Here is a 26,659-nt window from a genome sequence, read left to right as displayed (position 1 = left end):
ACCTGCTCCTTACTTGTTTTTAGCTTCCAGGGTGGCGAACCACGGGGCGATAAAGTCTTCGGTCTGGCCCCAGCCCGGAATGATTTTGCCAAGCGACGCCACGTTTACCGCCCCCGGCTGCGCGGCCAGCAGCGCCTGAGGGATTGCCGCGGCTTTAAAATCGTAGGTTGCAGGCGTCGGCTCCCCGGCAATCTTGTTGGCCACCAGACGTACGTTGGTCGCTCCGATAAGCTTCGGATCGACGGCCACGCTCACCTTCCACGGGCTGCCGGATTCGCGCATCAGCTGCAGATCCTGGTTAGAGATATCAATGCTGTAGAGCTTAATTTCGGTACGGCCGTTCTCTTTCAGCGCCTTATAAGCCCCCTGGCTGAAGGCGTCCCAGGTACCCCAAATCGCGTCAATTTTGCCTTTCGGGTATTTCGCTAAGATCGCCCCGACTTTGTTGGCGGTATCGCCCTGCACGTCGGAGGAGACGGCGCCGATCGACTCCAGCTCTTTGATGCCCGGGTTCTGCTTGAGCAGCGCCTGGTAAGCCACCTGACGGCGCTCCATCGGCGGGAAGCCGGCGACCCACAGCTTGATAATGTTGGCTTTACCGTTGAAATCTTTCACCAGCTGACCAAAAGAGAGATCGGTCAGGGAGGCGTCATCCTGCTGGGTCACGGTCACGCCCGGGATCTCGCCGCTGACGGCGGTGTCGAATACCGCGACCTTAATCCCGGCGTCCACCGCCTTCTTCACCAGCGCGGTCGAGTAGGGATCGCGCCCCTGGGAGAGAATAATGCCGTCATATTTCTGGCTAATGGCCTGATTGACGAAGTCCTGGAATTTCGCGTCGTCGCCGTTGCTCAGGAAGGTGCTCATTTTAAAGCCGAGCTTCTTGCCTTCCTGGATAGCCCCGGACACAAACTGGGTGGTGTTATCATCGGAACCCAGGTTACGGATCACCGCAATGCGGATCGGCCCGCTGTGTTCAGCGATAGCGGCCGGCACCGGCGTGGGGGTTTGAGCATAGGCGGCTACGGAGTTGAGCAGCCCCAGCGCAATAAGAGAAAGCGTTATTTTTTTCATCATGTTTACCCTGTTTATAATTAGGTGCGGCGCTGAAAATAGGTCAGTGCTAACGCGCCAGCCAGCACCAGCCCTTTAATAATGTCCATTGCGTAGTACGGAACCGAGAGCATCACCAGGCCGTTGGAGAGCACCCCGAGGATCACCGCCCCCACCAGCGTGCCCAGCGCGTTCGGTTTGCCCGAGCCCGCCAGCGAGAAGCCGATCCACGCCGCCGCCACCGCGTCCATCAGGTATCCCCCGCCGGCGTTAACCTGGGAGGAGCCGATGCGCGACGCCAGCAGGATGCCGCCGAGGCCCGCCAGCAGCGAGGCGATAACGTACGCCGCCACCTTATAGCGCGTGATGCGCAGGCCGGAGAGGCGCGCGGCCTCCGGGTTGCCGCCGATGGCGTACATCCGCCGCCCGTGGGTGGTGAAAGAGAGCGCCAGCTGGGCAACCACGGTCACCGCCAGCATAATGATGACAATCGTCGGAACCTGCCCCAGCAGGCCGAACGCCGCCGGAATGGTCCCTTCCGCCATCTCGCCGCTCGGCAGCACCATGTTCTCGGTAATCGAGCCGCCGTAGCTGTAGGTCATCGCCACGCCCTGAATCACGAACAGGCTGGCGAGGGTCGCGAGCATGTCGGGAATGCGCAGCACCACGATCAGAAAGGCGTTAAACAGCCCCACCAGCGTACACAGCGCCAGGGTGATCAGAATCGCCTCGGTGGTGCCAAATCCGTGCCAGACGAACAGCGAAATCACCAGCGCGTTCGCCAGCGAGGCGGTCGAGCCGACCGACAGGTCGAATCCGCCGATGGTGAGCGAAATCGACACCCCGATGGCGATCACCGTCACGATGGCAATCGAGCGCAGGATGTTGATGATATTGAACGGGTCGAGGAAGTTATCCGATGCGAGGCCAAAAACGGCGATCAGCAGCACAACGGTCAGCAACATGCCCCATTTGTAGAGAAAATCGAAAAATCGCTGACGGCTCGATGCCGTCGCGGTAGCGGTCAGGGCCTTGCTCACGCTGCTGCTCCTCCGGTGGAGTAATAAAGTAGGGTCTCTTCGCGGGCCTCTGCGCCCGCTATTTCTGCCACAATGCGGCCATCCCACAGCACGCAAATGCGGTCGCACAATCCAACCAGCTCCGAGAATTCGCCCGAGGCGTAGATCACCCCTTTGCCTTCTCGCGCCAGCCCGTCGATCAGGTTGAACAGGTCGGTCTTTGCCTTCACGTCGACGCCTTTGGTCGGCTCATCAAAAATCAGCACGTTAGCGCTGCCGCGCAGCCATTTACCGATGGCCACCTTCTGCTGATTGCCGCCGGAGAGACGACGCAGCGTCTGGCCCGGGCCGGTGGTGCGAATACCGATCCGGGCCACCACCTCCTCCGCCCAGCGCCAGGCCTGGCGATGGCCAAACAGGCTCCAGCGCGAAAAGCTGCTATCGGCGCTCACCGCGAGGTTCATGGCGATAGGCTCTTCGATAAAAATCCCCTCCTTGCGCCGCTCCTCCGGCACCAGCGCCAGCCCGCGGGTAACGGAGTCCGCCGGGTCGCGCGGGCGCCACGGCTGGCTATTCAGCTCGCCGCGCGCCAGACGGCTTTTACTGGCGCCGAACAGCGCCTTACATAGTTCGGTTTTACCGGCTCCCGCCAGCCCGGCGATGCCGAGAATTTCGCCTTTGCGCAGGCGCAGAGAGATATCCTGCAGCAGCCCCTCGTCGTGCAGCCCTTCCACCTGGAGCAGCACCTCTTCACCGTGCGGCGGGCGCTTCGGCGGAAAAATATCGCTAAGCTCATGGCCGAGCATCTTTTCCACGATCTGCTCGCCGCTGAGCTCCGCCATCGGGCCGCTTTCGATCAGCCGTCCGTCGCGCAGCACCGTTAAGGTGTCGCAAATGGCCTTCAGCTCATGAATGCGGTGGGAGATAAACACCACGCCGATCCCCTGCTGCTGCAGGCGGCGCACCACGGTAAACAGGCGTTCGCTTTCGTGGCGGTCCAGCGGCGCCGTCGGCTCATCAAGGATCAGGAAGCGGCAGTGGTGCGACAGGGCCCGCGCCAGCAGAATTTGCTGCTTCTCGGCCAGAGAGCAGCTATCGATAGAGCGCCGCACGTCAAGAACGATATCCAGCTGGGCCAGCGCGGCCCGGGCCTGCTCGCGGACCCGCCGCCAGCTAAAGCCCTGGCCCGGCAGCGCCAGCCGGTCCAGCATGATGTTCTCGGCAATGCTCAGGCCGGGAACGAGCGCCACGTCGACTTCCTGCTGCACCAGATGAATGCCAAGCTGCTTTGCATCGCGTGGAGAACGAATATTTACCGGCTGATTATTGATGACAATCTCGCCCTCATAATGCGCGTGCGTCCCGCAGAGCACCGCCATCAGCGTCGATTTTCCCGCGCCGTTGGCGCCGGTCAGCGCGTGCACGGTCCCCCCCTTCAGGGAAAACGCCACGTTGTTCAGCGCCCGAAAGCCGGAAAAGGCCAGGTTAATGTTGTGCATCTCGAGGCGATTGGCTGTCATCCCCTGCTACCCTTTACGATTAATATTTTGATTTAATGAATTTTTCACAGCCGCCCTTGACTGACAACTGCGTAAAAGGCATAAGATAAAACGAAATAATATTAGCCATCCGGATGTCCAGACATAACATCAGGTTAGCGAAACGACAATAAGGTCAGCTTCTATGAGCAACAGCGATATCCGCGTGGTCCCCGGCCCCGCCAACTACTTCTCCCATCCCGGCAGCCTCGCTCGGCTGCATGATTTTTACAGCGCAGAGCAGCTTTCCCGGGCGCTGTGGATCTACGGCGAGCGGGCAATCGCCGGCGCAGAACCCTTTTTACCCGAGGCCTTCAATGCGCCCGGCACCAAAAAAATCCTCTTTAAGGGCCACTGCAGCGAAAGCGACGTCGCCCGACTGGTTCGCGAGGCGGGTGAAGACCGCTCCGTGGTGATTGGCGTCGGCGGCGGCGCGCTGCTGGATACCGCCAAAGCGGTGGCCAGGCGGCTTGCGCTACCGGTGGTGGCGATCCCGACCATCGCCGCCACCTGCGCGGCGTGGACGCCGCTATCGGTGTGGTACAACGACGCCGGCCAGGCGCTGCATTTTGAAATTTTCGACGACACCAACTTCCTGGTGCTGGTGGAGCCGAGGATCATCCTCAACGCGCCGGAGGAGTATCTGCTGGCGGGGATCGGCGATACGCTGGCGAAATGGTATGAGGCGGTGGTGCTGGCGCCGCGTCCGGAAACCCTGCCGCTGACCGTACGCCTGGGGATTAACGGCGCGCTGGCGATCCGCGACGTCCTGCTGGAGAGCAGCGAAACGGCGCTCGCCGACCGGCAGCGCGGCGAGCTGAGCCAGCCGCTTCTGGACGTTGTCGATGCGATTATCGCCGGCGGCGGGATGGTCGGCGGCCTGGGCGAGCGCTACACCCGGGTTGCGGCCGCCCACGCGGTGCACAACGGCCTGACGGTGCTGCCGCAGACGGATAAATTTCTCCACGGCACCAAGGTCGCCTACGGCATTCTGGTGCAGAGCGCCCTGCTCGGCCAGGATGCGGTACTGGCTCAGCTGGTGGCGGCCTATCAGCGCTTTAACCTGCCGACCACCCTCGCGGAGCTCGACGTGGATATCCACAACCAGGCCGAGCTGCAGAAGGTGATTGCCCATACGCTGCGCCCGGTGGAATCGATCCACTTCCTGCCGGTGGAGCTGACCCCGCAGACCCTGATGGCCGCCTTTGAGAAAGTGGAAAATTTCCGCCGCCAGATACACTGAGCGCGAGAAGAGCCAGCGGCCAGCTTATTGCTGGCAGGACCTCATGGCCACGGCGGCGATCTTTCTGGCAAGCCCGGCCGCCGGGAAGATTTCCGGCGCCGGTCTGGACGTAGGTGGCGGGTTTAACGCCTGAGGGAGCGGCCTAGCAGCACTTAGCGCCGCCCTTGCCGCCGTAGCGCGCGTCCTGGCGCTCGCGGAAGAACTCTTCGTAGGTCATCGGCGTCTGCTCAGGGTGAGTCTGGCGAATATGCTCGACGTAGTTATCGTAATCAGGCACGCCAATCATCATTTTTGCCGCCTGGCCTAGGTATTTTCCCGCTTTCGAAAGGCTATCGAACATTTTCATCTCTCACATCATCCTCTCCCTTACGGGAGAGGATTTGGCTAACAAAAAGCGGCTCGCTAATGCGCGCGTTTCGCCTGAGTGACCAGGCGCTCGGCATCGGCGGGCATCGCTTCGTACGGCGTCTCTTTGGCCGTTGGCTGGTCCTCTTTCAGCGCCGCCAGCGCGGTTTTGATTGAGAACAGCGCCAGCACTACCACCACCACCATAAAGAAGATGGTCAGACCGGCATCCAGACGGTTGTTAAAGACCAGCTGCGCCAGCTGGGATTCGGTGTACTGCGGCGGGATGGCGCCGCTGTCGATCATCGCCTGGAACTTATTGGCGATGGCCAGGAAGCCGACTTTGGTATCCGGGCTGAACGACTTCTGCCAACCGGCGGTCAGGGTACAAATCAGCAGCCACGACGTGGGCAGCAGCGCGACCCATGCATAGCGCTGACGTTTCATTTTAAACAGTACCACCGCACAGAGCATCAGCGCCATCCCTGCCAGCATCTGGTTGGCGATGCCGAACAGCGGCCACAGAGTGTTAATCCCGCCGAGCGGGTCCACCACCCCCTGGTGCAGGAAGTAGCCCCAGGCCAGTACGCACAGCGCCGTCGCCAGCAGGTTCGCCGGCAGCGAGCTGGTTTTCTTCAGCCCCGGGCTTATCACGCCGAGCAGATCCTGCAGCATAAAGCGCGCCGCGCGGGTGCCGGCATCCACCGCCGTCAGAATAAACAGCGCTTCAAACAGAATGGCGAAGTGGTACCAGAAAGCGACGTCCATCAGGCCGCCAAGCGAACCGTGCAGGATGTAGGCCATCCCGACCGCCAGCGTCGGCGCGCCGCCGGCGCGGGAGATAATCGACTGTTCGCCGACCTCGCTGGCTATCTGGCGCAGCGTATCCGGGGTGATGCTAAAGCCCCAGCTGCTGACCACCTGCGCGGCGGACGCCACCACGTCGGTGGTTCCGGCAGGCGCCAGCACCGCCATCGGGCTGTTCATCGCAAAGTAGACGCCGGGGTCGATAACGCAGGCCGCCACCAGCGCCATAATGGCGACGAATGATTCCATCAGCATGCCGCCATAGCCGATAAAGCAGGCCTGTCCTTCGTTGGCCAGCATTTTCGGCGTGGTGCCGGAGGCGATCAGCGCGTGGAAGCCCGAAACGGCGCCGCAGGCGATGGTGATAAACAGGAACGGGAACATGCTGCCGCTCCACACCGGGCCGGTGCCATCAATAAATTTGGTCAGCGCCGGCATGGTTAGCGTCGGGCGCATGATCAGAATACCAATCGCCAGCCCGACGATGGTGCCGATTTTCAGGAAGGTCGAGAGGTAGTCGCGCGGGGCCAGCAGCAGCCAGACCGGCAGCACCGAGGCGATAAAGCCGTAGCCCACCAGAATCCAGGTCAGCTGTACGCCGGTGTAGTCAAACCACGGCGCCCAGGTCGGGCTTTCCGCAACCCATCCGCCGGAAACGATGGCAAACACCAGCATCACCAGGCCAATCACCGACACTTCGCCAATGCGCCCAGGACGCAGATAGCGAATGTAGATCCCCATAAAGACCGCCAGCGGGATGGTGAAGGCGACGGTGTAGGTTCCCCACGGGCTGTGGGTCAGCGCTTTAACCACGATCATCGCCAGCACCGCGAGGATGATCACCATGATCATAAAGCAGGCCACCAGCGCCAGCACCCCGGCGGTCGGCCCCATCTCCTCTTTCACCAGCTCACCGAGCGAGCGCCCGTCGCGGCGGGTCGAGACAAACAGCACCATAAAGTCCTGCACGGCGCCGGCCAGCACCACGCCGGCGAGGAGCCAGATCATCCCCGGCAGGTAGCCCATCTGCGCCGCCAGCACCGGCCCGACCAGCGGTCCGGCGCCGGCAATTGCCGCAAAATGGTGACCGAACAGCACTTTTTTATCGGTCGGAACGTAGTCGAGGCCGTCGTTGTGCCGCACCGCGGGCGTCATCCGCGTCGGGTCAACCGCCAGCACGTTTTTGGCGATATAGAGGCCATAGAAGCGATAGGCAATCAGATAGATGCAGACTGCCGCCACGACAATCCATAGCGCATTAATCTGTTCACCGCGGTTTAAAGCTATGTAGCCGAGGGCAAAGGCTCCAATGACGGAGAGCAGTGTCCAGATGAGGTATTTCCCTGAATTATTCATTATCGGGTTCCACGGGTAGGGTAATCAATCTGTTACATTTTGTTTCTAGAACACAACGCAGATTTTAACAACTTCGGAACCGTGTAGATGTCGCCCAGGGGCAGGGATTTATCTCACATTGCTAGCGAGATCACTTCTGGCAGGAAAATGGATGAAAACCGTGGCGTCATAAAGGCGTTCGCGCGGTGCCTGTTCAGGCTACAGAAATGAGACCGTAGCCCGGACGGGCGCAGCGCGAGCCGGGGAAAGCGGCGACTTAGCCGAGTACCGAGGTGCCCAGGCGGCAGGTGCAGCAGCGCCGTCCGCGGGCGTCGAAGATGGCAATTTCCCAGCTTTGCCCCTGGCGGCCCAGGTGCAGAGGACGGCACTCGCCGCGGACTTTACCGCTGGAGACCGCCCGATGGTGGGTGGCGTTCAGTTCGGTCCCGACCACGCACTGGCCCTCTTCGGTCATCAGCCAGCCGGCCATCGAACCCAGCGTCTCCGCCAGCGCCGCCGACGCGCCGCCGTGCAGCAGGCCAAAGGGCTGATGGGTGCGGGCATCGACCGGCATTTCGGCCTCCAGCACTCCCTCTTCCAGCCGGGTATAGACAATGCCCAGATGGGCCACCATCGTATTCGCGCTGGTGGCGTTAAGCTCGTCCAGCGTCAGCTGACGTTTCCAGGCCATTTATGCCCCCAGCGTCGAGCCGCCGTCGACCACGATATCCTGCAGCGTGATATGGCTGGCGTGATGGGAGGCGAGGAACAAAATGGTGCTGGCAATCTCCTGCGGCCGGGCGATCTTACCCAGCGGAATGCCGAGCTTGAACTGCTCGCCAAAACCGCGAATGCGCTGCTGCTCGGCGTTATCGCTAACCCACAGCGTGCGCTGCATATCGGTGTCGGTCGAACCCGGCGAGACCAGGTTACAGCGCACCCCGCTGCCCGCCAGCTCAAGTCCGACGGTCAGCGCCAGGCTCTTCAGCGCCGCCTTCGACGCGCCGTAGGCGCTCATCCCGATCCGCGGCGTATGCGCGGCGTCGGACGCCACGGTGACAATCGCCCCGCCCCGCTGGCGGCGGAACTGGGGCATCGTCTGCTGGAACAGGTTAAACGCGCCGCCAACGTTAACGGCGAAGGTCTGCTGCCACTCTTCAACGCTCAGCGCATCGGTCGCGCCCATGCGTAAAATACCGGCCGCATTAACCAGCACGTCGAGACGCTCAATGCCGTTCAGCAGGCGCCCACACACCTCAGCCACCTGCGGTGCGTCGGCCACGTCCAACGTCTCGGTGGCGAACGGATAGCTTTCGCCCGCGAACGCGAGGTCAAAACCGGTTACCTGCGCGCCGGCCTCGACGAAGGCCAGCGCGGTGGCATAGCCGATGCCCTTACCCGCTCCGGTAACCCATACGGTCTGGCCCTGAAAATCGAGAGCGGCCATTATTTCACCTCGCGGGACAGCAGCGCCCACCAGGCGTCAACAGAGGGATTTTTAGCCAGCATGACGAAGTCGATATCGCCGTGCACTTTGCGCCAGCGCGCGGCCAGCGCCATCATGCGCACCGAATCCAGGCCGTAGTCGATCAGATTTTCATCATCCATCGGCTCGTCTGACTCATCGAGCAGCGGCAGTATCAGCGCGCGCAGCGCCGCCTTTGACGCCGGCAGCGGCAGCAGCTCTTCGGTCATGACCACCCGACCGCAGCGTCCGGCGACGTATTTCAGCGCCATCAGATGATCTTCGCGGCTAAAGTCCGCCAGCGCATCGGCAACGAAGAACGGCTTGATGTCGCGCATAAACGCATCGGTAGCGGTCGTCATGCAGCCGATATGGGCATACACGCCGGTGACGATCAGCTGGTCACGTCCGCTCTCTTTCAGCATCTCTTCCAGCGGCGAACGGTGGAACGCGCTATAGCGCCACTTCACCAGCACGGTGTCGTTTTCGTCCGGCGCCAGGGCGGCAATCACCCGCTGCTGCTCCGGCGAGCGGGTCAGGCCCGGCCCCCACATATCGTTCAGCAGGGCACGATCTTCCTCGCTCTGCTCTTTCGGCTGCGCGGTGTAAAACACCGGAATATTGTGCTGCTTGCAGAAATCGCGCAGCGCGGCAATGTTGGCGACCACTTTCGCCATCATCGCGCTATCTTCACCCCAGAAGTTGAGGAAATACTCCTGCATATCGTGGATAAGCAGCGCGGCGCGGGACGGCTCAAAGGCCCAGCTTACTTTGTTCGCCGGGATATCGCTGGCTTCCGGCAGCGCGTAAGCCTGTAATTGAGGAATGGCCATTCTGTCTTCTCCTTCAGCCCAGCTTGCGTTCAGCCAGCCACTGACGTAATTGTTTTTTATCGACTTTGCCCACCGGCGTCAGCGGCAGCGCGTCCACGCACTCCACGCGATCCGGCAGCTTAAATTCAGCTACGCCCTGCTCGCGCAGGAACCGGCGTACCGCGACCGCGCGCAGCGGCTCTTTGACTACCAGATACGCACAGCTTTTCTCGCCCAGCAGGCTATCCTCCATGCTCACCAGCGCGGCATGGATCGTCGCCGGGTGGCGCAGCAGCAGGTTTTCAATCTCTTCCGCAGCGATCTTCTCCCCGCCGCGGTTGATCTGATCTTTCTCACGCCCCTGCACGGTGATATAGCCGTCTTCGTCGATCGAGATCAGATCGCCTGAGCAGTAGAACCCGTCGGCGTCAAACGCCTCCAGATTATGCTGCGGGCTTTTATAGTAGCCGCGGAAGGTGTAGGGCCCGCGGGTCATCAGGCGGCCGACTTCGCCGCGCGGCAGCGGGTTGCCTTCGGCATCCGCGACCCACACTTCGTCGTCGGGGCTCATCGGGCAGCCCTGGGTATTGATAATGCGCTGCTGGCTATCGTTGAGGCGGGTATAGTTCACCAGCCCTTCCGCCATGCCGAAAACCTGCTGCAGCTGGCAGCCAATCTCGGCCGGAATGCGCGCGGCGAGCGTCGCGGACAGGCGCGCTCCGCCAACCTGCAGCAGCTGCAGCGACTGCAGCTGCGCATTGCTGCCCCATTCGTGGATCGCCTGCAGCCACAGGCTGACCGCCGGCGGCACCAGCGAGGCAACGTTAATCTGATGCTTTTCAATCAGCGGGAAGCACAGCGTGGCGCTCGGATCGGCGGCAAGGATCACCCGTCCTCCGGCAAGAAACACCCCCAGCGATCCCGGCGAGCTCATCGCATAGTTATGCGCCGCGGGCAGCGCGTTGAGATAGCGCGTATCGGCGCTGATAGCGCAAATTTCATTACTGCGGCGAATGCTGTATTCGTAATCGTTGTGGGTACGCGGGATCAGCTTTGGCGTACCGGTGCTGCCGCCGGAGAGCTGGAAAAAAGCCACCTCATCGGCAGGCGTCGGGTTAGGGATGAAGCCTGCGGCCGGCTGGGCGATCGCCGCGGCCAGGTCATACTCACCGCTATCGCCGCGCAGCAGCGCCACCCGCACCGACGGATGCTGTTCGATAAATCCGTTAAGGAAGCTATCGTCGGCAAACAGCGCATGCTGGCGATCGGCAATCAGCAGCACGGGTTCAATTTGCGTGGCGTAGGCGTTGAGCTCGCTGCGCTGATGGCTGAACAGCGCGTTGACCGGCGCCACGCCGATGCGCAGCAGCGCAAAGAAGGTGATATAGAATTCGGCGACGTTGCCCAGCTGCACCAGCGCGGTTTCACCGCGTTTGAGCCCCATGCCCTGCAGGGAGCAGGCGAGATTATCCACCAGCTGGTTGAACTGGCGATAGCTGTACTGGACTTCGCCGTCGATAATCGCCACGGCATCGCTCGCCGCGTGACGGGTAATCAGCTGAGTTAACGGCAGATCCTGCCAGTAGCCTTTTTCACGGTAGCGGGCGGCAAAACTTTCCGGCCAGCGGTTAAATGCAATCATCATCGCCTCTTAATACAAGCCGAACACGTTCAGCATAGTGGTCAGTTTGACGCCGGTTTCGCGCCACTCCCCCAGCGGAGAGGAGGCCGGAACGATCCCTGCGCCGGCAAACAGGCGCAGCGTGTGCTGATGCAGGCGGGCGCAGCGAATGGTCACAACCCACTCACCGTTGCCTTCATCATCACACCAGCCGACGATGCCGCCGAACAGCTGGCGATCGAATGGTTCCAGTTCGCGGATCAGGCGCGTGGCGGCCTGGTGCGGGAAACCGCTGAGGGCCGGCGTCGGATGCAGCAGGCACGCCAGAGACATGGCGTTTTCCCCGGCCGCGGCGGTCCCTGCGATTGGCGTCGCCAGATGCCATAAAGTTGGGGTGGTGATCAGTTGCGGAGAGTCCGGCAGCGACAGCTCGCGGCAGCGCGGCGCGAGCACCGCTTTCATCGCCTGGGTCACCAGCTCGTGCTCGTGGCGATCTTTGCCGGAAGCCAGCAGCTTATTGCCCGCTTCGCGATCCAGCACATCGTCCGGCTGGCGCCGGGCCGATCCCGCCAGCGGCAGGGAGCTAAAGCTATCGCCCTCTTTACGCAGCAGCAGCTCCGGGCTGGCGCCGAGTAAAACGCCGCCGTCCGAGAGCGGCACATGGAAGTTAAAGCTGGCGGGGTTTTGCGCAATCAGGCGCTCCAGCAGCGCACCGCTGTCCACGCGATCGCGGGTGGTGATATCAATCAGGCGCGACAGTACGACCTTATCGACTTCCGGCGTAGCGGTCAGCTCGGCGGCGCGCTCGACCATTGCCATAAATGCGTCCTGCTCGGGGATCTCCTGCCGGGCCACGACGTCCATCGCCGCCTGGCCTGACGCGTAGCGCGCAGACTGCTGCTTGCCGGTGCGGGAGAAGGTTTCCCAGCGCTCGGGAATAAACAGTTCGGACGGCTGGCGGGTATCAAAGGGGATCGCACCGACCATCACCGGCTTGTGGATCCCGGCGGCTTTCGCCTCCCGGAACGCGGCGGCCATTTGTTGCTGGAATTCACCGGTCAGCGCATCGCCGTCGGCGGCGGAATGGGAGAAGCGCCTGAAACAGCCTGAAGTGCTAAAACTGCGGTACGGCGACATAAAGAAGAAGCTTTCTGGTGCCAGAGTCATTTTTTGTTCCCGTACATCCTCGGCCAGTGACGTTTCCATATCATCCTCCAAAAACGATAAAGATATTACGAATAATTATCATTTATATTTTGGTTGGCTAACCTAAAAGGTATTGCTCTACATGTCAACCGTATAAACAGCATGTTGTGCTACTTTGGCTTGCATCCATGCGGCACAAAGCTGAAAATGAGACGCATTTATCTCAACTCAATCAGGATGCAAATTCGTGAATTTCTCCACTTTGTGCCGCCGTACTCTGCTGGCCTGCGGGCTGGCGTATTTAGGAATTACCTCAGCGCTCGCCGCCGACTGGCCGCGTCAGATTACCGACAGCCGCGGCGCGCACACCCTCGAACACAAGCCGCTGCGCATTGTTTCCACCAGCGTCACCCTCACCGGCTCGCTGCTGGCGATTGATGCCCCGGTGGTAGCCAGCGGGGCCACCACGCCGAATAACCGCGTGGCCGATGCTCAGGGATTTCTGCGTCAGTGGAGCACAGTCGCCCGGGATCGTAAGCTGGCGCGACTCTATATCGGCGAGCCGAGCGCTGAAGCCGTCGCCGCACAGATGCCGGACCTGATCCTGATTAGCGCCACCGGGGGCGATTCCGCGCTGGCGCTGTACGATCAGCTTTCTACTATTGCGCCAACGCTTATCATCAACTACGACGACAAAAGCTGGCAGGCGCTGCTCACCCAGCTCGGGCAGATTACCGGTCAGGAACAACAGGCTTCGGTGCGCATTGCTGAGTTTGATAAACAGCTGGCGGCGCTGAAGCAGCAGATGAAGCTGCCGCCGCAGCCGGTTAGCGCGCTGGTTTATACCGCCGCGGCCCATAGCGCCAATCTGTGGACGCCGGAGTCGGCTCAGGGCCAGATGCTCGAACAGCTGGGCTTTACGCTGGCCACCCTGCCCGCCGGGCTGCATGCCAGCCAGAGTCAGGGTAAACGTCACGATATCGTCCAGCTTGGCGGGGAGAATTTAGCCGCCGGACTCAATGGTCAAAGCCTGTTCCTGTTCGCCGGAGACGAGAAGGACGTTAAGGCGATTTACGCTAATCCGCTGCTGGCCCACCTGCCTGCGGTCGAAGCCAAACGCGTCTATCCGCTGGGCATCGAAACGTTCCGTCTCGACTACTACAGCGCCATGCTGGTGCTGCAGCGTCTCGCAACCTTCTTCGGCTAAACCCTGTTCCCGGCCGGCGCAACGCCTGGCCGGGAAGCAGGCTCAACTTTCGCTCACCGTCTCCGGACGCTGAAAGCGGCGTAATTCACTCAGCAGCCCAATCAAAATCGCACCAACGATAACCAGCACCCAGCCGCTGGCGCTTGCCGAAGCGACCGGGGTCATCATCACGCCGAGGCCGCCCAGCAGCGCGGCGCCAACGGCATCGCCGGTGACGTTCTGCGCGGTCCACAGGCCGTTAATGCGCCCAAGCATCGCCTCCGGCGTCTGGGTTTGAATCAGGGTGTACTGCAGCAGCGAACTGATGGCGCTCAGCCAGCCAAACAGCGCCAGGCACAGCGCGCCCAGCTGCCACAGCGGCATCAGGCTAAACAGCGCGATGGCGACAAAGGAGCCGACGGTGGTGCCCAGCATCAGCGCGCCAGGCCTGGCGGTTTGCGCCAGCTGGCCGCTGGTTAGCGCCCCGAGCGCTGCGCCCAGCGGGATCGCCGCGTACAGCAGGCCGATTTGCGAGGCCGACATCCGCCAGCCTTCGGCCAGCGCCGGATAGAGCACGCGCACCGCGCTCGCCATCGTCAGCAGGCCGCCAAGCAGCGCGATACCGCCAATCAGCGGGCTATTAAAGAGGAACTTAAGCCCCGCCAGCAGCGACTTCAGCGGATGCTCGCGCGGCTGCGGCGGCGGAGGTAGCTGCGGTAAGCGCAGCAGGGTCAAGGTGGTGATAAAGGTTCCGGCCGCCGCCAGGCCGTAGTTCCAGGCCACGCCGCCGGTCGCCAGCAGCAGGCCGCCGATCATCGGCGAAATCACCGAGCCCAGGCGCACCGTCAGCATGGTAATCGCCCCGGCCTGCATCAGATTTTCCCGCCCGACCAGCGCGGGCGTTGCCGCCAGCAGCGCCGTCACGCCCAGCGAGGCAAAGAAGCCGTCCCAGATGCCCAGCAGGTAGATGGCGATCAGCGAAGGCTCGGGCAGCAGCGCGTTCAGGCACAGGCCGACAAAACCGATCCCGCAGGTACCGCGCGCCAGCAGGATCAGGCGCTTACGCTCGTAGCGATCCGCCAGCACGCCCCCCACCATCAGGCCGATAAACATCGAGCCGCCGGTCAGAGTGACCGAGAGTCCCACCTGCAGGGTGGAGTGGGTCATCATCTGGATTTGTACCGGGATCGCAACGCCCAGCAGGCCAAGCGAGAGGATAGAGATAAAGCGGGCGATAAAGACGGCGCGAAACGCCGGATGCGTTTTCAGCAGGCTCAGGTCCAGCAGCCGGGATTGTCGGTTCATTACAACACCTTGTTATTATTTTCCATCAATACTCGTCATACGTCGGGCTGCAGATGCGCCGGCGGCGACCGAACGACCCCGCCTCGCTGCACCTCGGGCCATTGCGGGCGGATTGACTCTTCGCCCGAGCGGCGCTGTGCGTCAGCGCCTGGGCGCCCACGCCCTGCCGTCGCGATGCATCCCGAATGATTTGCGTATACCATTCTTAGGGGCCGCCATGCTAACATAACTGGATAGAATCGATAACGATAATTACTATCATTATCATGTCAGGGATGTGAACTATGTCGTTTTCTACGACCACGGTGCGCGCCGTTGCCGTGCCTGGTCTGCTGCTGGTTTTAGCCGTTGCGATTGCGCTCAGCCTGCTGGTCGGCGCCAAACCTCTGCCACTCAACGTCGTTGTGGATGCCTTTACCGGCACCTGCCAGAGCGCTGACTGCACCATCGTGCTCGATGCCCGACTGCCGCGCACCCTTGCCGGACTGCTCGCCGGCGTCGCGCTGGGCCTGGCGGGGGCGCTGATGCAGACCCTCACCCGCAATCCGCTGGCCGACCCCGGCATTCTGGGCGTCAACTCCGGCGCCAGCTTCGCGATCGTCCTCGGCGCCGCGCTGTTCGGCATTCATTCTCCGCAGGAACAGCTGCTGATGGCCTTTTGCGGCGCCTTTGCCGCCTCGCTGCTGGTGGCCTTCACCGGCAGCCAGGGCGGGGGTCAGCTTAGCCCGGTGCGCCTGACGCTGGCCGGCGTCGCGCTGGCGGCGGTGCTCGAAGGCCTCTCTAACGGCATTGCGCTGCTTAACCCCGATGTATACGACCAGCTGCGGTTCTGGCAGGCCGGCTCGCTGGATATCCGTACCCTGCAAACGCTTAAAATTGTCCTGATCCCGGTGCTGATCGCCGGCGCCGTAACGCTGCTGCTCAGCCGGGCCCTGAACAGCCTGAGCCTCGGCAGCGATACCGCCACCGCGCTCGGCAGCCGGGTGGCGCGCACGCAGTTTATCGGCCTGCTGGCGATAACCGTCCTTTGCGGCAGCGCCACGGCGGTGGTCGGCCCAATCGCCTTTATCGGCCTGATGATGCCGCATATGGCGCGCTGGCTGGTGGGCGCCGACCACCGCTGGTCGCTACCGGTCACCCTGCTGGCAACCCCGGCGCTGCTGCTGTTTGCCGATGTTCTTGGCCGCCTGCTGGTTCCCGGAGAGCTGCGGGTATCGGTAGTCAGCGCCTTTATCGGCGCGCCGGTGCTGATCTGGCTGGTGCGTCGTCAGCCGCGCGGAGGTGCAATGTGATCGCCCCTTCCCGTCGTTTGCTGCTCAGCTGTTTTATCCTGATCGTCGCCAGCGTGCTGGTTTCCCTTTGGGGGCTCGGCAGCGGCCTGGTGCCGCTGCGGGTGGAGCAGGTTATCTCCGCTCTGCTGGGCGATGCCCCGCGTAATATTACGATGGTAGTCACCGAATGGCGGCTGCCGCGGGTGCTGATGGCGCTGCTGATCGGCGCGGCGCTGGGCGTCAGCGGCGCGATTTTTCAGTCGCTGATGCGCAACCCGCTGGGCAGCCCGGACGTCATGGGCTTCAACACCGGCGCGTGGAGCGGCGTGCTGGTGGCGATGGTGATCTTTGGCCAGAACCTGACGGCTATCGCGCTGGCGGCGATGGTCGGCGGCGTGCTTACCGCCCTGCTGGTCTGGCTGCTGGCCTGGCGTAACGGGATTGAAACCTTCCGGCTGATTATTATCGGCATCGGTATCCGCGCGATGCTGGTGGCGTTCAATACCTGGCTGCTGCTGCGCGCGTCGCTGGAAACCGCGCTTTCCGCCGGGCTATGGAACGCCGGTTCGCTCAACGGGCTGACGTGGAGTAAAACCTGGCCATCGGCGCCGCTTATTGTGCTGATGCTGGCGTGCAGCGTGCTGCTGGCGCGGCGTATGCGCCTGCTGGAAATGGGTGACGACACCGCCTGCGCGCTGGGCGTGCGGGTTGAGCGCTCTCGCCTGCTGCTGATGCTGGTGGGGGTCGTGCTGACCGCCGCCGCCACCGCGCTGGCGGGTCCGATCTCCTTTATTGCGCTGGTAGCTCCGCATATCGCCCGCCGCCTCAGCGGCACCGCGCGCTGGGGTCTGACCCAGTCGGCGCTGTGCGGCGCGCTGCTGCTGGCGCTGGCCGACTACAGCGCCCAGCGTCTGTTTATGCCCTATCAGCTACCGGTGGGAGTCGTCACCGTCAGCCTCGGCGGTATCTATCTCATCGCACTGTTAATTCAGGAGTCCCGCAAAAAATGACCGCTGTAACCCCCCGTTTGCGCGGCGACCAGTTGACCCTGGCATACGGCAAAAAGATCATCGCCGAATCGCTGAACGTGACCATTCCCGACGGCCACTTCACCGCCATTATCGGCCCCAACGGCTGCGGCAAATCGACGCTGCTGCGCACCCTCAGCCGCCTGATGACTCCGGCCAGCGGCCATGTTTATCTCGACGGTGAGCAGATCCAGCGCTACGCCAGCAAGGACGTGGCCAGGCGGATCGGCCTGCTGGCGCAAAACGCCACCACCCCGGGCGATATTACCGTCCAGGAGCTGGTTGCCCGCGGTCGCTATCCGCATCAGCCGATGTTCACCCGCTGGCGTAAAGAAGACGATGACGCGGTCAATCAGGCGATGAGGGCCACCGGCATCACCGACCTTGCGCTGCAGAGCGTTGACACGCTCTCCGGCGGCCAGCGTCAGCGCGCGTGGATTGCGATGGTGCTGGCGCAGGAAACCGCCATCATGCTGCTCGATGAGCCGACGACCTGGCTGGATATCAGCCATCAGATCGATCTCCTGGAGCTGCTGAGCGAGCTGAATCGCGAGAAGGGTTATACCCTGGCGGCGGTGCTGCACGATCTCAACCAGGCCTGCCGCTACGCCACCCATCTGATCGCCCTGCGCGACGGCAAAATTATCGCCGAAGGGGCGCCGAAAGAGATCGTTACCGCCGAGCTTATCGAGCGGATTTACGGCCTGCGCTGCACGATCATCGACGATCCGGTCGCCCATACGCCGCTGGTGGTGCCGCTGGGCCGACGCTAGCCTCCCCTTTTCTCCCAGGCTAAAGCATAAAAAAACCCCGGTCGCGCTACGCTTACCGGGGTTACAGGATTATGCGCCGGGGTCGCCCGGATAACTCCGGGCGACGCTCTACCTATCCCAGAATCTCCCGCACCACCGGACCTATCGACTCAAAGGCCTGCGGAGAGATGATCTCGACGTGCGCGCACGCCTGGCTGAAGACCTCCAGTTCGCCGATCCACGGCCCCCACACCGCCCGCGGGTCCATCCCCGGCTGGCGCGTTTTTTCCGCAACGAACAGGGTCGCCTTGCCGTCGAACTTCGCGCTGTGCGCGGTGGTCAGCAGGCGCACCGCGTCGGCGTAGTTGCCCTCAATCACGCTAAACAGCTCGCCGGACGGCTGACCCTGCTGCGCGGCGAGGAACGCTTCCCGCTCGCGATCAATTTCGGCCAGCACCTGCGGGTCGAGGCCGTTGGCCTCTTTTTCCGCCCAGTTTTGCGACTCCGGCGGCCAGGTATCCAGCAGCCCGAGGAACGCTACCGCTTCGCCACGCTGGCGTAAGCGCGCGGCAATTCCCTGCGCCAGGGTGCCGCCGAGGGAATAACCGAACAGGTAATATGGCCCGTGCGGCTGCTGCGCCAGTAAAGTTTGCAGATGAGATTCGCAGACTTCATCAAGGCTGGCGGCGCTCACCATCGGCCCTTCCGGGCGCGGCGATTGAATGCCGGTAATTGACCAGCGCGGATTGAGATAGCGAGCCAGCACGCTGAACTGCCAGGCAAAGCCGGAGGCCGGATGGAAGCAGAACAGCGTCGGGCCGTCGCTTTTACGCAGGGGTAAAATCGTATCAAAGCCCAGGCGCTGCGCCTGCTCGTCGCTCAGATCGGACGCCAGCAGCGCGCTCAGCTGCCCTACCGTCGAGGCGACCATCACCTGTCCCGGCGTCACCTGACGCGCAAACCGGCGGCTCAGCTGCGCCGCCAGGCGCATCGCCAGCAGCGAGTGGCCGCCAAGCGCAAAGAAATCCGCTTCAATATCGTTCACTTCGCAGCCCAGCAGCTGGCTGAACGCCTCGGCAACCGCACGCTCGCTCTCTGACTCCGGCGGCCGGCCGCGACGCTCCTGGCTCAGCGTTGGCAGCGGCAGCGCTTTACGATCCAGCTTGCCGTTAGCGCTCAACGGCAGCGCCGGCAGCTGGATCAGCACCACCGGCACCATATGCGGCGGCAGCTGCTCGCCGAGACGCGCTTTCAGCGCCGCGGTATCCAGCGGCAGCCCGGATTCAGACACCAGGTAACCGACCAGCTGGCGCGCATCGCCGCCGGTCGCCGCCGCCTGATTAAAGACGCAGGCGTGGGTGACCGCCTGAGCCACCTCCGGCAGCGCCGCCATGACGCGATCTATTTCGCCCAGCTCAATGCGTTGGCCGCGAATTTTCAGCTGATCGTCGCTGCGCCCCAGATACTCCACCGCCCCGTTATCGAGCCAGCGCGCCACGTCCCCGGTGCGGTACATGCGCTCGCCGGCGCTAAACGGGTCGGCAATAAAGCGGCCGGCGGTCAGGTCCGGTCGTCCGAGATAGCCCTGCGCCAGCTGGATGCCGGTAAGGTACAGATCGCCCGCGACGCCGGGCGGTACCGGGCGCATCGCGGCATCAAGAATACGTAATCCGGTGTTCCACACCGGCCAGCCGATCGGCACGCTGCTGCCGGTCACCGCCGCCAGCTCCGCGCCGCAGGCCGGGTACCAGCTGACGTCTACCGCCGCTTCGGTCGGACCGTAGAGGTTATGCAGCGCCACGCCGGTCAGGGCCTCCCATTCGCGGCACAGCCCGGTCGGCAGCGCTTCGCCGCTGCAGAATACCCGCCGCAGCGTTTGGCAGGCGGTGACGTTTTCCGCGTCGAGCGAAGCGACGAACGCCGCCAGCATCGACGGCACAAAGTGGGTCGTGGTCACGCCGTAGCGGGCGAAGAACTGCTGCATCGCCAGCGGGTCGCGATGCGCTTCGGGTTCCGCCATCACCAGGCGAGCGCCGGCGATAAACGGCCACCAGAACTCCCATACCGAGACGTCAAAGCTGCACGGCGTTTTCTGCGCCACCACGTCATCGGCGCCGAGCGGATAGTGATTTTGCATCCACAGCAGGCGGTTGACGATCGCGGTCTGCCCCACCATCACCCCTTTCGGGCGTCCGGTCGAGCCGGAGGTAAAGATGATATAGGCGGTATGCTCCGGCATTGAGAGCGCCAGCGGCGCGTCATCCCCCGCCGCCAGCGGCTGCTGATAGCACAGGCTGGCAAGCCCGGGGATATCGCTAAAGCGCGCCAGCTGATCGTCAGAGGTCAGCAGCAGCGTCGGGCGCGCATCTTCGAGCATCATGCGCAGGCGATCGTCAGGATAGCCGGTATCGAGCGGCAGCCAGGCGGCGCCCGCTTCAACGATGGCGTGCAGCGCCAGGGTGAGGAAGACCGAACGCGGCAGCGCCACCGCCACGCTATCGCCGGGCTTAACCCCGCGCGCGCGCAGCACCTCGGCGAGCGCCACAACCTGCTGGCGCATTTCGCGGTAGCTGAACTGCCAGCTGGCGTCCGCCAGCGCGGGCGCATCCGGGGTCTTCATCGCCTGTTCTGCGACCAGCGCGCTCAGCGTCGTGGCGGGCAGCGCGATGCCGGTATTATTGATTTCCGCCAGCCGCTGCGTTTCCCGCGCTGACAGCATGTTCGCTTCGCCGCAGCGCAGCGCCGGGTCGGCGGCAAACTGGGCCAGCAGCGCGGAGAGGCGCTCAACGTGCGCGCGCAGCGTGGCCTCATCGTAGCGCTGCTTATTGGCCAGCACTTCCAGCGACAGGCCGCCGGCTTCGTCCGGGAACAGCGCCAGCTCAAGATCGTTAACCGGGCCGGTCGCCAGGGTATGCGTCACCGCCTGCACGCCGTCAATATCGAGAACGTAATCAAAGACTTTGATATTTAATACCGGGCCAAACAGCGGCTCATCGCCCGCGGCCTTGCCGCTATCGCGGACAATTTGTTCCGCATCATAGCGCTGGTGGCGACGCATTTTTTTCAGCTGTCCGGCCAGGCGGAGCGCCAGCTCGGCCAGGGTTTCCTGGGCATCGATGTTTATCGCCAGCGGCAGGACGTTAAGCACCGGCCCGGTCGCGGTCAGCGCCGCCGATCCCATGCGGCGCATAAAGATAAAGCCGGCGGCATAGTCCATACGGCCGCACAGGCGCCCCAGCCACAGCACGGTAAGCGCCAGAGCCAGGTCGGCGCGCTGGCACTGCGGGGCGCCGGCGGCCAGACGGCTGAACGTCGCGGCGTCAGCGTCAAGCTTCAGGCGCCAGATCTCCGTGCCCGTAGCCCGTCCCGCCAGCGGCGCGGCGGAGAGCGAGACCGGCGCCGGCAGCGCCTTGCGCTGCTCCTGCCAGAACTGCTTGTCCCGCTGCCAGCCGTCGCTGCCGTAATAGCGCTGATACTCTTCCACCACCTCAGCGAACGGCGTAAACGGCGACTCCGGCGTCGCCTCGCCGCGCTGCCAGGCGCGGTAAATGGCGGCGATCTGGCGGGTAATAGCGGGGAAACTAAAGCCATCTACGAGTAAATGATGATAGCGCTGATACCAGTACCAGCGATTATCCGCCGTGCGCAGCAGCTGGTGGCAGACCAGCGAATTCCCGCTATCGACGCGCAAATTCTGTCCGAGGTCGGCCCGCATAATTGCCAGCGCGGCCTCGTGCGGATCGTCCGCCTCGCGCAGGTCGCGGTACTGCGGTTCGTCGAAGGCCCGGGCCTCATCAACCCACTGCCAGGCTTCGCCGTTGTCTTCGCAAAAGCGCATGCTAAGCGTATCGGCCTGGCTCAGACCGGCAACGATCGCCCTGCCGAGCAGCGCTGGATCGAGGCTGCCGCTGAGCTCGACGTAGTGAGCGACGCTCCAGGCGCCGGGCAGCGTAGACAGCCGCTCCGCCATCCAGATCCCCGGCTGCGCTGCAACCAGCGGTAAACGAGTGGTCATCATCGGCTCCTTAGGACGCGTAGTGCGCGGGGGTGAGGGTTGACCAGTTCGCCGCCAGCCAGGCATTGCACGCTTCCAGCGACTGCGGCGGACACTCTACCGTCCAGCCCTCCGGCAGCGCGCAGTGATCGGGCCACAGGCTGTACTGCTGCAGCTCGTTACGCAGAATGTAAAACTGCCCTTGCGGATTATCGAAGGGGTTACTGAATTGCATTTCAAACTCCTGTTAATACTCGCTATCCTGCTGGCCGCGTCGGCAGCCCTGGCGCATGATCAATGATTGGGTTGCGAAGGGGCGGATTCTGTAGATTGCCACAGCTGAATCAGTCCCGCCGTCAGCCCGCCGCGCCAGCACAGCGCATCGTGTCCGCCGTCAACCTGGCGCCAGAACACCGTCCCTTCAGGGCGCTGCAGCCGGGATAAAAGCGCCTGATTCGCGCGGAAAATTAGGGGCTCCCGCTCGCCGGCTTCGAGCCAGACTCGCAGCCCCTCGGCGCGCAGCTCGCCCGAACTCAGACCTTCAATCAGCGCGCCATCCTGCGTGCCGCCGCGGTGCGGCCACCAGTAGGAGCCGGACTGGCTGAGCACGCAGCCAAAACGCTGCGGCCAGTTCAGGGCGGCGAACATTGCCGCCAGGCCGCCAAAGCTTTGCCCGGCCACGACGGTACGCTCGGCCCGGTCGCTAAAGGCCGCGATTTGACGCACCTGCGGCAGCAGCTCCTCCTGTACCGCCAGCCAAAAATCGCGGTTGCAGGGCAGCTCGCGGCCGCGGTGCGCGTTATCAATCACGTCGATCAGCAGATATACCGCCGCCGGCAGCCGGCCCTCGCGGGTGAGTCCGGCCAGCGGCGACCATACCGGCATGCTCTCGGCCCAGAACTGGCCGTCCAGCAGCACCGCCAGCGGGCGCTCTTCCGCCGCGCCCTCGCCGGTGGCATAAACCCACGCCCGACGGCTGTTGCCAAGCCGCGCGCTGCGCCACTGAATGCAGACCGGCGGGGCGTAATTTTCATCGCGCAGCGCCCAGCCGGGCTGCTCCGGCGCCTGCGGAAGCTCCAGCGCGGAGACCGCGTGGCCGCGCCCGCCCTTCCAGCTTTGCGGGTTGAGCGGGTCGGCAACCGCACGCGGCAGCAGACGTCGCCAGCCCTCGCGCAGCAGCGTGCGGTCCGGACTGTCGCCGTTAAAAATCTCAGGAGCAAAATCGTCATCGCGTTCGGAGGGGATAAAACAGTAGCTGCCGCGCCAGGTCGACGAGAGCGTGGTCTGCCATTGCCAGGCATCGGTGCCCGGGACGCGCCGCAGGGTTTGCGGGACGGCATTTTTGTGGTGGTCGGTGACGCCGGTGATGTAAATCCACACCCGCCGCGTCGCCGAAGTGGCCTCGCTGCCCGCCGGGTCCCGCCACCAGAACGTCACCCGGTATGCATCGCCAGACGCCTCTGACTGCGGGCCGGTAAGAATCTGCCACCAGTCATCGCTTCCTGTCTTGAGCATTCAATAACCCTATGTTTATCGTGATATTTATCAATAAACGTAATATTTTATTGATAATATTATTGATAACTATTTGCATTTGCAATAGCGTATTACCGCGCGTTGGTAAGAGTAACTTCTAAAAACATGCCAGAGATGGAACCCATTTGTCCTCTACTGGCAACATTGGTGTATGCCGTCTCCTCTCCCGGTGGGAAGGGGCCTTTGGGGAAAGCGGCAACAGACAGCAGGATTTAAAATGAATAACAGGATCAAATCCCTGGCCTTGCTGGTCAATCTGGGAATTTATGGTGTTGCCTTCCCGCTGTGCGCGGAAGAGACCACAGACAGCAAAAAAGCGGCCGCCGAAGAGACTATGGTCGTTACCGCGGCGGAACAGAATCTGCAGGCTCCCGGCGTCTCCACCATCACCGCCGATGAAATTCGTAAGCGTCCACCGGCCCGCGATGTCTCAGAAATTATCCGCACTATGCCGGGCGTTAACCTGACCGGCAACTCCACCAGCGGCCAGCGCGGCAACAACCGCCAGATTGATATTCGCGGCATGGGCCCGGAAAATACCCTGATCCTGATTGACGGTAAGCCGGTCACCAGCCGCAACTCTATTCGTCTCGGCTGGCGCGGCGAGCGCGACACCCGCGGCGATACCAGTTGGGTGCCGCCGGAAATGATCGAACGCATTGAGGTCATTCGCGGCCCTGCTGCGGCGCGCTACGGCAACGGCGCGGCGGGCGGCGTGGTCAATATCATCACCAAAAAAGGCGGCAACGAGTGGCACGGTTCATGGAATACCTACATGAACGCTCCGGAACATAAAGACGAGGGCTCCACCAAGCGCACTAACTTCAGCCTCAACGGTCCGCTGGGCGGCGATTTCAGCTTCCGCCTGTTCGGCAACCTTGAGAAGACGCAGGCCGATGCCTGGGATATTAACCAGGGGCATCAGTCCGAGCGTACCGGCATCTACGCCGATACCATGCCTGCCGGGCGTGAAGGGGTTAAAAACAAAAGTATCAACGGCGTCGTGCGCTGGGACTTCGCGCCGATGCAGTCGCTGGAGTTTGAGTCAGGTTACAGCCGCCAGGGCAACCTCTACGCGGGCGACACGCAGAACACCAACACCAACGACCTGGTGAAAGAGAACTACGGTAAAGAGACCAACCGTCTCTATCGTCAGACCTACTCCGTCACCTGGAACGGCGGCTGGGATAATGGTATCACCACCAGCAACTGGGCGCAGTACGAGCACACCCGCAACTCGCGTAAGGGCGAAGGCCTGGCCGGGGGCACAGAAGGTATCTTCAACAGCAACCTGTTCTCCGATACCGACCTTTCCGACGTGATGCTGCACAGCGAAATCAGCATTCCGTTCGACCTGTGGGTCAATCAGAACCTGACCCTGGGGAGCGAATGGAACCAGCAGCGGATGAAGGATAACGCCTCCAATACCCAGACCTTTATGGGTGGCGATATTCCGGGCGCAAGCAGTACCAACCGCAGCCCGTACTCACAGGCGGAGATCTTCTCGCTGTTTGCCGAAGACAACGTTGAGCTAACCGACTCCACCATGCTGACGCCGGCGCTGCGTTTCGATCACCACAGCATCGTCGGCAATAACTGGAGCCCATCGCTGAACCTGTCCCAGGGCCTGGGCGACGACTTTACCCTGAAGATGGGTATTGCCCGCGCCTATAAAGCGCCGAGCCTGTATCAGACCAACCCGAACTACATCCTGTACAGTAAGGGCCAGGGCTGCTACGCCAGCGCAACCGGCACCGGCTGCTATATGGTGGGTAACGATGACCTGAAGGCAGAGACCAGCATCAACAAAGAGATTGGGCTTGAGTTTAAACGAGACGGCTGGCTGGCCGGGGTGACCTGGTTCCGCAACGATTACCGCGACAAAATCGAAGCGGGATACGCGCCGCTCTCCTCTACATCAAGCGGTAAGGTGAAAACCGATATTTACCAGTGGGAGAACGTGCCGAAAGCGGTGGTTGAGGGCCTGGAAGGGACGTTAAACGTTCCGGTGAGCGAAACCGTTAACTGGACCAACAACATCACCTACATGCTGCAGAGTAAGAACAAAGAGACCGGCGATCGCCTGTCGATTATCCCGGAATATACGCTCAACTCGACCCTCAGCTGGCAGATATACCAGGACGTTTCCGTGCAGTCGACCTTTACCTGGTATGGCAAGCAGGAGCCGAAAAAGTATAACTACAAGGGCGAACCGGTTACCGGCAGCGAGAAGAACGAGGTTAGCCCATACAGCATCCTCGGCCTGAGCGCGACCTGGGACGTCACCAAAAACGTCAGCCTGACCGGCGGCGTGGATAACGTCTTCGACAAGCGCCACTGGCGTGCGGGTAACGCCCAGACCACCGGCGGTACCACCGGTTATATGTACGGCGCGGGCGCCGAAACCTATAACGAATCGGGCCGTACCTGGTATATGGGCGTCAACACTCACTTCTGATTGCTCGCCTGAATCCCGCCGCCCTCCAGCCATAGAGGGCGGCCGGGAAATCGGTTAACATCCTTTCATGCAGACACATCACAGCACCCTTTTACTTGCCGGCCATCCTCTCCAGCGGATTGATTTCGACCCAGCCAGCTTCCAGCCTGCGGATCTGCTGTGGCTGCCCCATCACGCCCTGCTCGCCGCAGGCGGCCGTAAGCGCCAGGCCGAACATCTTGCCGGACGCATCGCCGCCGTTCACGCCCTGCGCGAAGTTGGCGAAAAAGTTGGCGAAAAAATGCCGCCGCCGCCCGGCGAGCAGCGCCAGCCGCTGTGGCCCGCGCCGTGGTTCGGCAGCATCAGTCACTGTGAAAATAGCGCCCTGGCGGTAGTCTCTTCTCGACCGATAGGGATTGATATTGAGCGGCGCTTTACTCCAATCCTCGCGGAGGAACTTGCCAGCAGCATTATCAACCCGGCGGAAAAAACGCTGCTGGCGGCCAGCGGGCTGCCCTTTGCGCTGGCGCTGACGCTGGCGTTCTCGGCAAAAGAGAGCGGGTTTAAGGCGCTCTCCCTCCCCCGCCAGCTCGGGATGGATTTTCTGCGCATGCGGGTGACGTATATAGAGGAAGGAATGCTGCGGATGCAAATTGATGATGAGATAGTTCAGGTTCACTGGATGCAAAGCGACGCGCGGGTCATCACGCTCTGCGGGTTGCCAAAATAGCATCACCCGCGCGGGCTGCCCGCACGGGTTATCTGG

General features: G+C 62.5%; 21 protein-coding genes. 7 read left to right on the top strand and 14 right to left on the bottom strand.

Translation table 11 applies throughout. The features are described from left to right. Positions 1-9: 9 nt before the first annotated feature. The 3 genes from GO007_RS02070 to GO007_RS02060 are packed head-to-tail and all read right to left on the bottom strand — an operon-like array spanning position 10 to position 3,592. Complete coding sequence (locus GO007_RS02070) at positions 10-1,074, bottom strand: sugar ABC transporter substrate-binding protein (RefSeq protein WP_095094925.1); 1,065 nt, start codon at positions 1,072-1,074, stop codon at positions 10-12. 20 nt (positions 1,075-1,094) lie between these two features. Then, complete coding sequence (locus tag GO007_RS02065) at positions 1,095-2,093, bottom strand: ABC transporter permease (protein WP_095094922.1); 999 nt, start codon at positions 2,091-2,093, stop codon at positions 1,095-1,097. After that, positions 2,090-3,592, bottom strand: a complete 1,503-nt coding sequence (locus GO007_RS02060) for a sugar ABC transporter ATP-binding protein (protein ID WP_095094920.1) — start codon at positions 3,590-3,592, stop codon at positions 2,090-2,092. Before GO007_RS02060 ends, GO007_RS02065 begins: the two co-directional genes overlap by 4 nt. A gap of 163 nt (positions 3,593-3,755) precedes the next feature. On the opposite strand from GO007_RS02060, the gene GO007_RS02055 reads away from it, so the two are divergent. After that, positions 3,756-4,853, top strand: coding sequence for an oxidoreductase (locus GO007_RS02055; RefSeq protein ID WP_095094916.1), 1,098 nt, complete (start codon positions 3,756-3,758; stop codon positions 4,851-4,853). 142 nt (positions 4,854-4,995) lie between these two features. Here GO007_RS02055 and GO007_RS02050 read toward each other — a convergent pair whose 3' ends face one another. The 7 genes from GO007_RS02050 to entC all read right to left on the bottom strand — a co-directional run bounded on the left by GO007_RS02050 (position 4,996) and on the right by entC (position 12,444). Then, positions 4,996-5,193, bottom strand: coding sequence for a YbdD/YjiX family protein (locus tag GO007_RS02050; RefSeq protein WP_095097970.1), 198 nt, complete (start codon positions 5,191-5,193; stop codon positions 4,996-4,998). A 62-nt stretch (positions 5,194-5,255) separates the two neighbouring features. Beyond that, positions 5,256-7,361, bottom strand: a complete 2,106-nt coding sequence (gene cstA, locus GO007_RS02045) for a pyruvate/proton symporter CstA (protein ID WP_095094913.1) — start codon at positions 7,359-7,361, stop codon at positions 5,256-5,258. Between the two features lie 256 nt (positions 7,362-7,617). Further along, the gene (gene entH, locus GO007_RS02040; protein ID WP_095094910.1) at positions 7,618-8,031 is read right to left on the bottom strand and encodes a proofreading thioesterase EntH; all 414 of its coding nucleotides are present in this window, start codon (positions 8,029-8,031) and stop codon (positions 7,618-7,620) included. Continuing rightward, positions 8,032-8,787, bottom strand: coding sequence for a 2,3-dihydro-2,3-dihydroxybenzoate dehydrogenase EntA (entA, locus tag GO007_RS02035; RefSeq protein ID WP_095094907.1), 756 nt, complete (start codon positions 8,785-8,787; stop codon positions 8,032-8,034). Continuing rightward, entirely contained in the window at positions 8,787-9,638 is an 852-nt protein-coding gene (locus GO007_RS02030) for an isochorismatase (RefSeq protein WP_095094904.1), read from the bottom strand. The genes entA and GO007_RS02030 overlap by 1 nt, the downstream gene beginning before the upstream one ends. A 13-nt stretch (positions 9,639-9,651) precedes the next feature. Next, on the bottom strand, positions 9,652-11,259 hold the full coding sequence (entE, locus tag GO007_RS02025) for a (2,3-dihydroxybenzoyl)adenylate synthase EntE (protein ID WP_095094901.1): 1,608 nt from the start codon (positions 11,257-11,259) through the stop codon (positions 9,652-9,654). A 9-nt stretch (positions 11,260-11,268) separates the two neighbouring features. Then, positions 11,269-12,444: an isochorismate synthase EntC gene (entC, locus tag GO007_RS02020; protein ID WP_095094898.1), complete on the bottom strand. Its 1,176-nt coding sequence runs from the start codon at positions 12,442-12,444 to the stop codon at positions 11,269-11,271. Between the two features lie 187 nt (positions 12,445-12,631). On the opposite strand from entC, the gene fepB reads away from it, so the two are divergent. Then, the gene (gene fepB, locus GO007_RS02015) at positions 12,632-13,591 is read left to right on the top strand and encodes a Fe2+-enterobactin ABC transporter substrate-binding protein (protein ID WP_095094895.1); all 960 of its coding nucleotides are present in this window, start codon (positions 12,632-12,634) and stop codon (positions 13,589-13,591) included. Between the two features lie 42 nt (positions 13,592-13,633). Here fepB and entS read toward each other — a convergent pair whose 3' ends face one another. Then, entirely contained in the window at positions 13,634-14,875 is a 1,242-nt protein-coding gene (gene entS, locus GO007_RS02010; protein ID WP_095094892.1) for an enterobactin transporter EntS, read from the bottom strand. A gap of 284 nt (positions 14,876-15,159) precedes the next feature. Between entS and fepD the strand changes: the two genes are divergently transcribed. The 3 genes from fepD to fepC are packed head-to-tail and all read left to right on the top strand — an operon-like array spanning position 15,160 to position 17,947. After that, a complete protein-coding gene (gene fepD, locus GO007_RS02005) occupies positions 15,160-16,167 on the top strand; it encodes a Fe(3+)-siderophore ABC transporter permease (protein ID WP_095094889.1) in 1,008 nt (335 codons plus the stop codon). Continuing rightward, the gene (fepG, locus tag GO007_RS02000; protein ID WP_095094886.1) at positions 16,164-17,156 is read left to right on the top strand and encodes an iron-enterobactin ABC transporter permease; all 993 of its coding nucleotides are present in this window, start codon (positions 16,164-16,166) and stop codon (positions 17,154-17,156) included. Before fepD ends, fepG begins: the two co-directional genes overlap by 4 nt. Beyond that, a complete protein-coding gene (gene fepC, locus GO007_RS01995; RefSeq protein ID WP_095094883.1) occupies positions 17,153-17,947 on the top strand; it encodes an iron-enterobactin ABC transporter ATP-binding protein in 795 nt (264 codons plus the stop codon). The genes fepG and fepC overlap by 4 nt, the downstream gene beginning before the upstream one ends. A gap of 112 nt (positions 17,948-18,059) precedes the next feature. Here fepC and entF read toward each other — a convergent pair whose 3' ends face one another. Genes entF through fes form a run of 3 tightly spaced genes read right to left on the bottom strand, consistent with a single transcriptional unit; the run spans position 18,060 to position 23,435 of the window. Further along, positions 18,060-21,941 (bottom strand): enterobactin non-ribosomal peptide synthetase EntF, encoded by a 3,882-nt coding sequence (gene entF / locus GO007_RS01990; protein WP_095094881.1) that lies wholly within the window; start codon positions 21,939-21,941, stop codon positions 18,060-18,062. A gap of 10 nt (positions 21,942-21,951) precedes the next feature. Then, positions 21,952-22,155: an MbtH family protein gene (locus GO007_RS01985; protein ID WP_095094878.1), complete on the bottom strand. Its 204-nt coding sequence runs from the start codon at positions 22,153-22,155 to the stop codon at positions 21,952-21,954. A gap of 59 nt (positions 22,156-22,214) precedes the next feature. Continuing rightward, positions 22,215-23,435, bottom strand: coding sequence for an enterochelin esterase (gene fes, locus GO007_RS01980; protein ID WP_095094876.1), 1,221 nt, complete (start codon positions 23,433-23,435; stop codon positions 22,215-22,217). A gap of 238 nt (positions 23,436-23,673) precedes the next feature. On the opposite strand from fes, the gene fepA reads away from it, so the two are divergent. Both fepA and entD read left to right on the top strand, forming a co-directional pair. Continuing rightward, on the top strand, positions 23,674-25,914 hold the full coding sequence (fepA, locus tag GO007_RS01975; RefSeq protein WP_095094873.1) for a siderophore enterobactin receptor FepA: 2,241 nt from the start codon (positions 23,674-23,676) through the stop codon (positions 25,912-25,914). A gap of 67 nt (positions 25,915-25,981) precedes the next feature. Then, positions 25,982-26,623, top strand: coding sequence for an enterobactin synthase subunit EntD (gene entD, locus GO007_RS01970; RefSeq protein ID WP_095094871.1), 642 nt, complete (start codon positions 25,982-25,984; stop codon positions 26,621-26,623). Positions 26,624-26,659 lie beyond the last annotated feature (36 nt).

The sequence above is a fragment of the Klebsiella sp. 10-1 genome (assembly GCF_009758445.1).
Classification (GTDB): Bacteria; Pseudomonadota; Gammaproteobacteria; order Enterobacterales; family Enterobacteriaceae; genus Klebsiella; species Klebsiella scottii.
Note: the sequence above shows the minus strand (reverse complement) of the source record. Positions and strands in the feature narration are given on the sequence as shown.

What these genes read in the sequence shown, in the direction of transcription:
- GO007_RS02070 (WP_095094925.1), bottom strand. Translation starts at nt 1,074, where the DNA reads ATGAAAAAAATAACGCTTTCTCTTATTGCGCTGGGGCTGCTCAACTCC.
- GO007_RS02060 (WP_095094920.1), bottom strand. Translation starts at nt 3,592, where the DNA reads ATGACAGCCAATCGCCTCGAGATGCACAACATTAACCTGGCCTTTTCC.
- GO007_RS02055 (WP_095094916.1), top strand. Translation starts at nt 3,756, where the DNA reads ATGAGCAACAGCGATATCCGCGTGGTCCCCGGCCCCGCCAACTACTTC.
- GO007_RS02050 (WP_095097970.1), bottom strand. Translation starts at nt 5,193, where the DNA reads ATGTTCGATAGCCTTTCGAAAGCGGGAAAATACCTAGGCCAGGCGGCA.
- cstA (WP_095094913.1), bottom strand. Translation starts at nt 7,361, where the DNA reads ATGAATAATTCAGGGAAATACCTCATCTGGACACTGCTCTCCGTCATT.
- entH (WP_095094910.1), bottom strand. Translation starts at nt 8,031, where the DNA reads ATGGCCTGGAAACGTCAGCTGACGCTGGACGAGCTTAACGCCACCAGC.
- entA (WP_095094907.1), bottom strand. Translation starts at nt 8,787, where the DNA reads ATGGCCGCTCTCGATTTTCAGGGCCAGACCGTATGGGTTACCGGAGCG.
- GO007_RS02030 (WP_095094904.1), bottom strand. Translation starts at nt 9,638, where the DNA reads ATGGCCATTCCTCAATTACAGGCTTACGCGCTGCCGGAAGCCAGCGAT.
- entE (WP_095094901.1), bottom strand. Translation starts at nt 11,259, where the DNA reads ATGATTGCATTTAACCGCTGGCCGGAAAGTTTTGCCGCCCGCTACCGT.
- entC (WP_095094898.1), bottom strand. Translation starts at nt 12,444, where the DNA reads ATGGAAACGTCACTGGCCGAGGATGTACGGGAACAAAAAATGACTCTG.
- entS (WP_095094892.1), bottom strand. Translation starts at nt 14,875, where the DNA reads ATGAACCGACAATCCCGGCTGCTGGACCTGAGCCTGCTGAAAACGCAT.
- fepD (WP_095094889.1), top strand. Translation starts at nt 15,160, where the DNA reads ATGTCGTTTTCTACGACCACGGTGCGCGCCGTTGCCGTGCCTGGTCTG.
- fepC (WP_095094883.1), top strand. Translation starts at nt 17,153, where the DNA reads ATGACCGCTGTAACCCCCCGTTTGCGCGGCGACCAGTTGACCCTGGCA.
- entF (WP_095094881.1), bottom strand. Translation starts at nt 21,941, where the DNA reads ATGACCACTCGTTTACCGCTGGTTGCAGCGCAGCCGGGGATCTGGATG.
- GO007_RS01985 (WP_095094878.1), bottom strand. Translation starts at nt 22,155, where the DNA reads ATGCAATTCAGTAACCCCTTCGATAATCCGCAAGGGCAGTTTTACATT.
- fes (WP_095094876.1), bottom strand. Translation starts at nt 23,435, where the DNA reads ATGCTCAAGACAGGAAGCGATGACTGGTGGCAGATTCTTACCGGCCCG.
- fepA (WP_095094873.1), top strand. Translation starts at nt 23,674, where the DNA reads ATGAATAACAGGATCAAATCCCTGGCCTTGCTGGTCAATCTGGGAATT.
- entD (WP_095094871.1), top strand. Translation starts at nt 25,982, where the DNA reads ATGCAGACACATCACAGCACCCTTTTACTTGCCGGCCATCCTCTCCAG.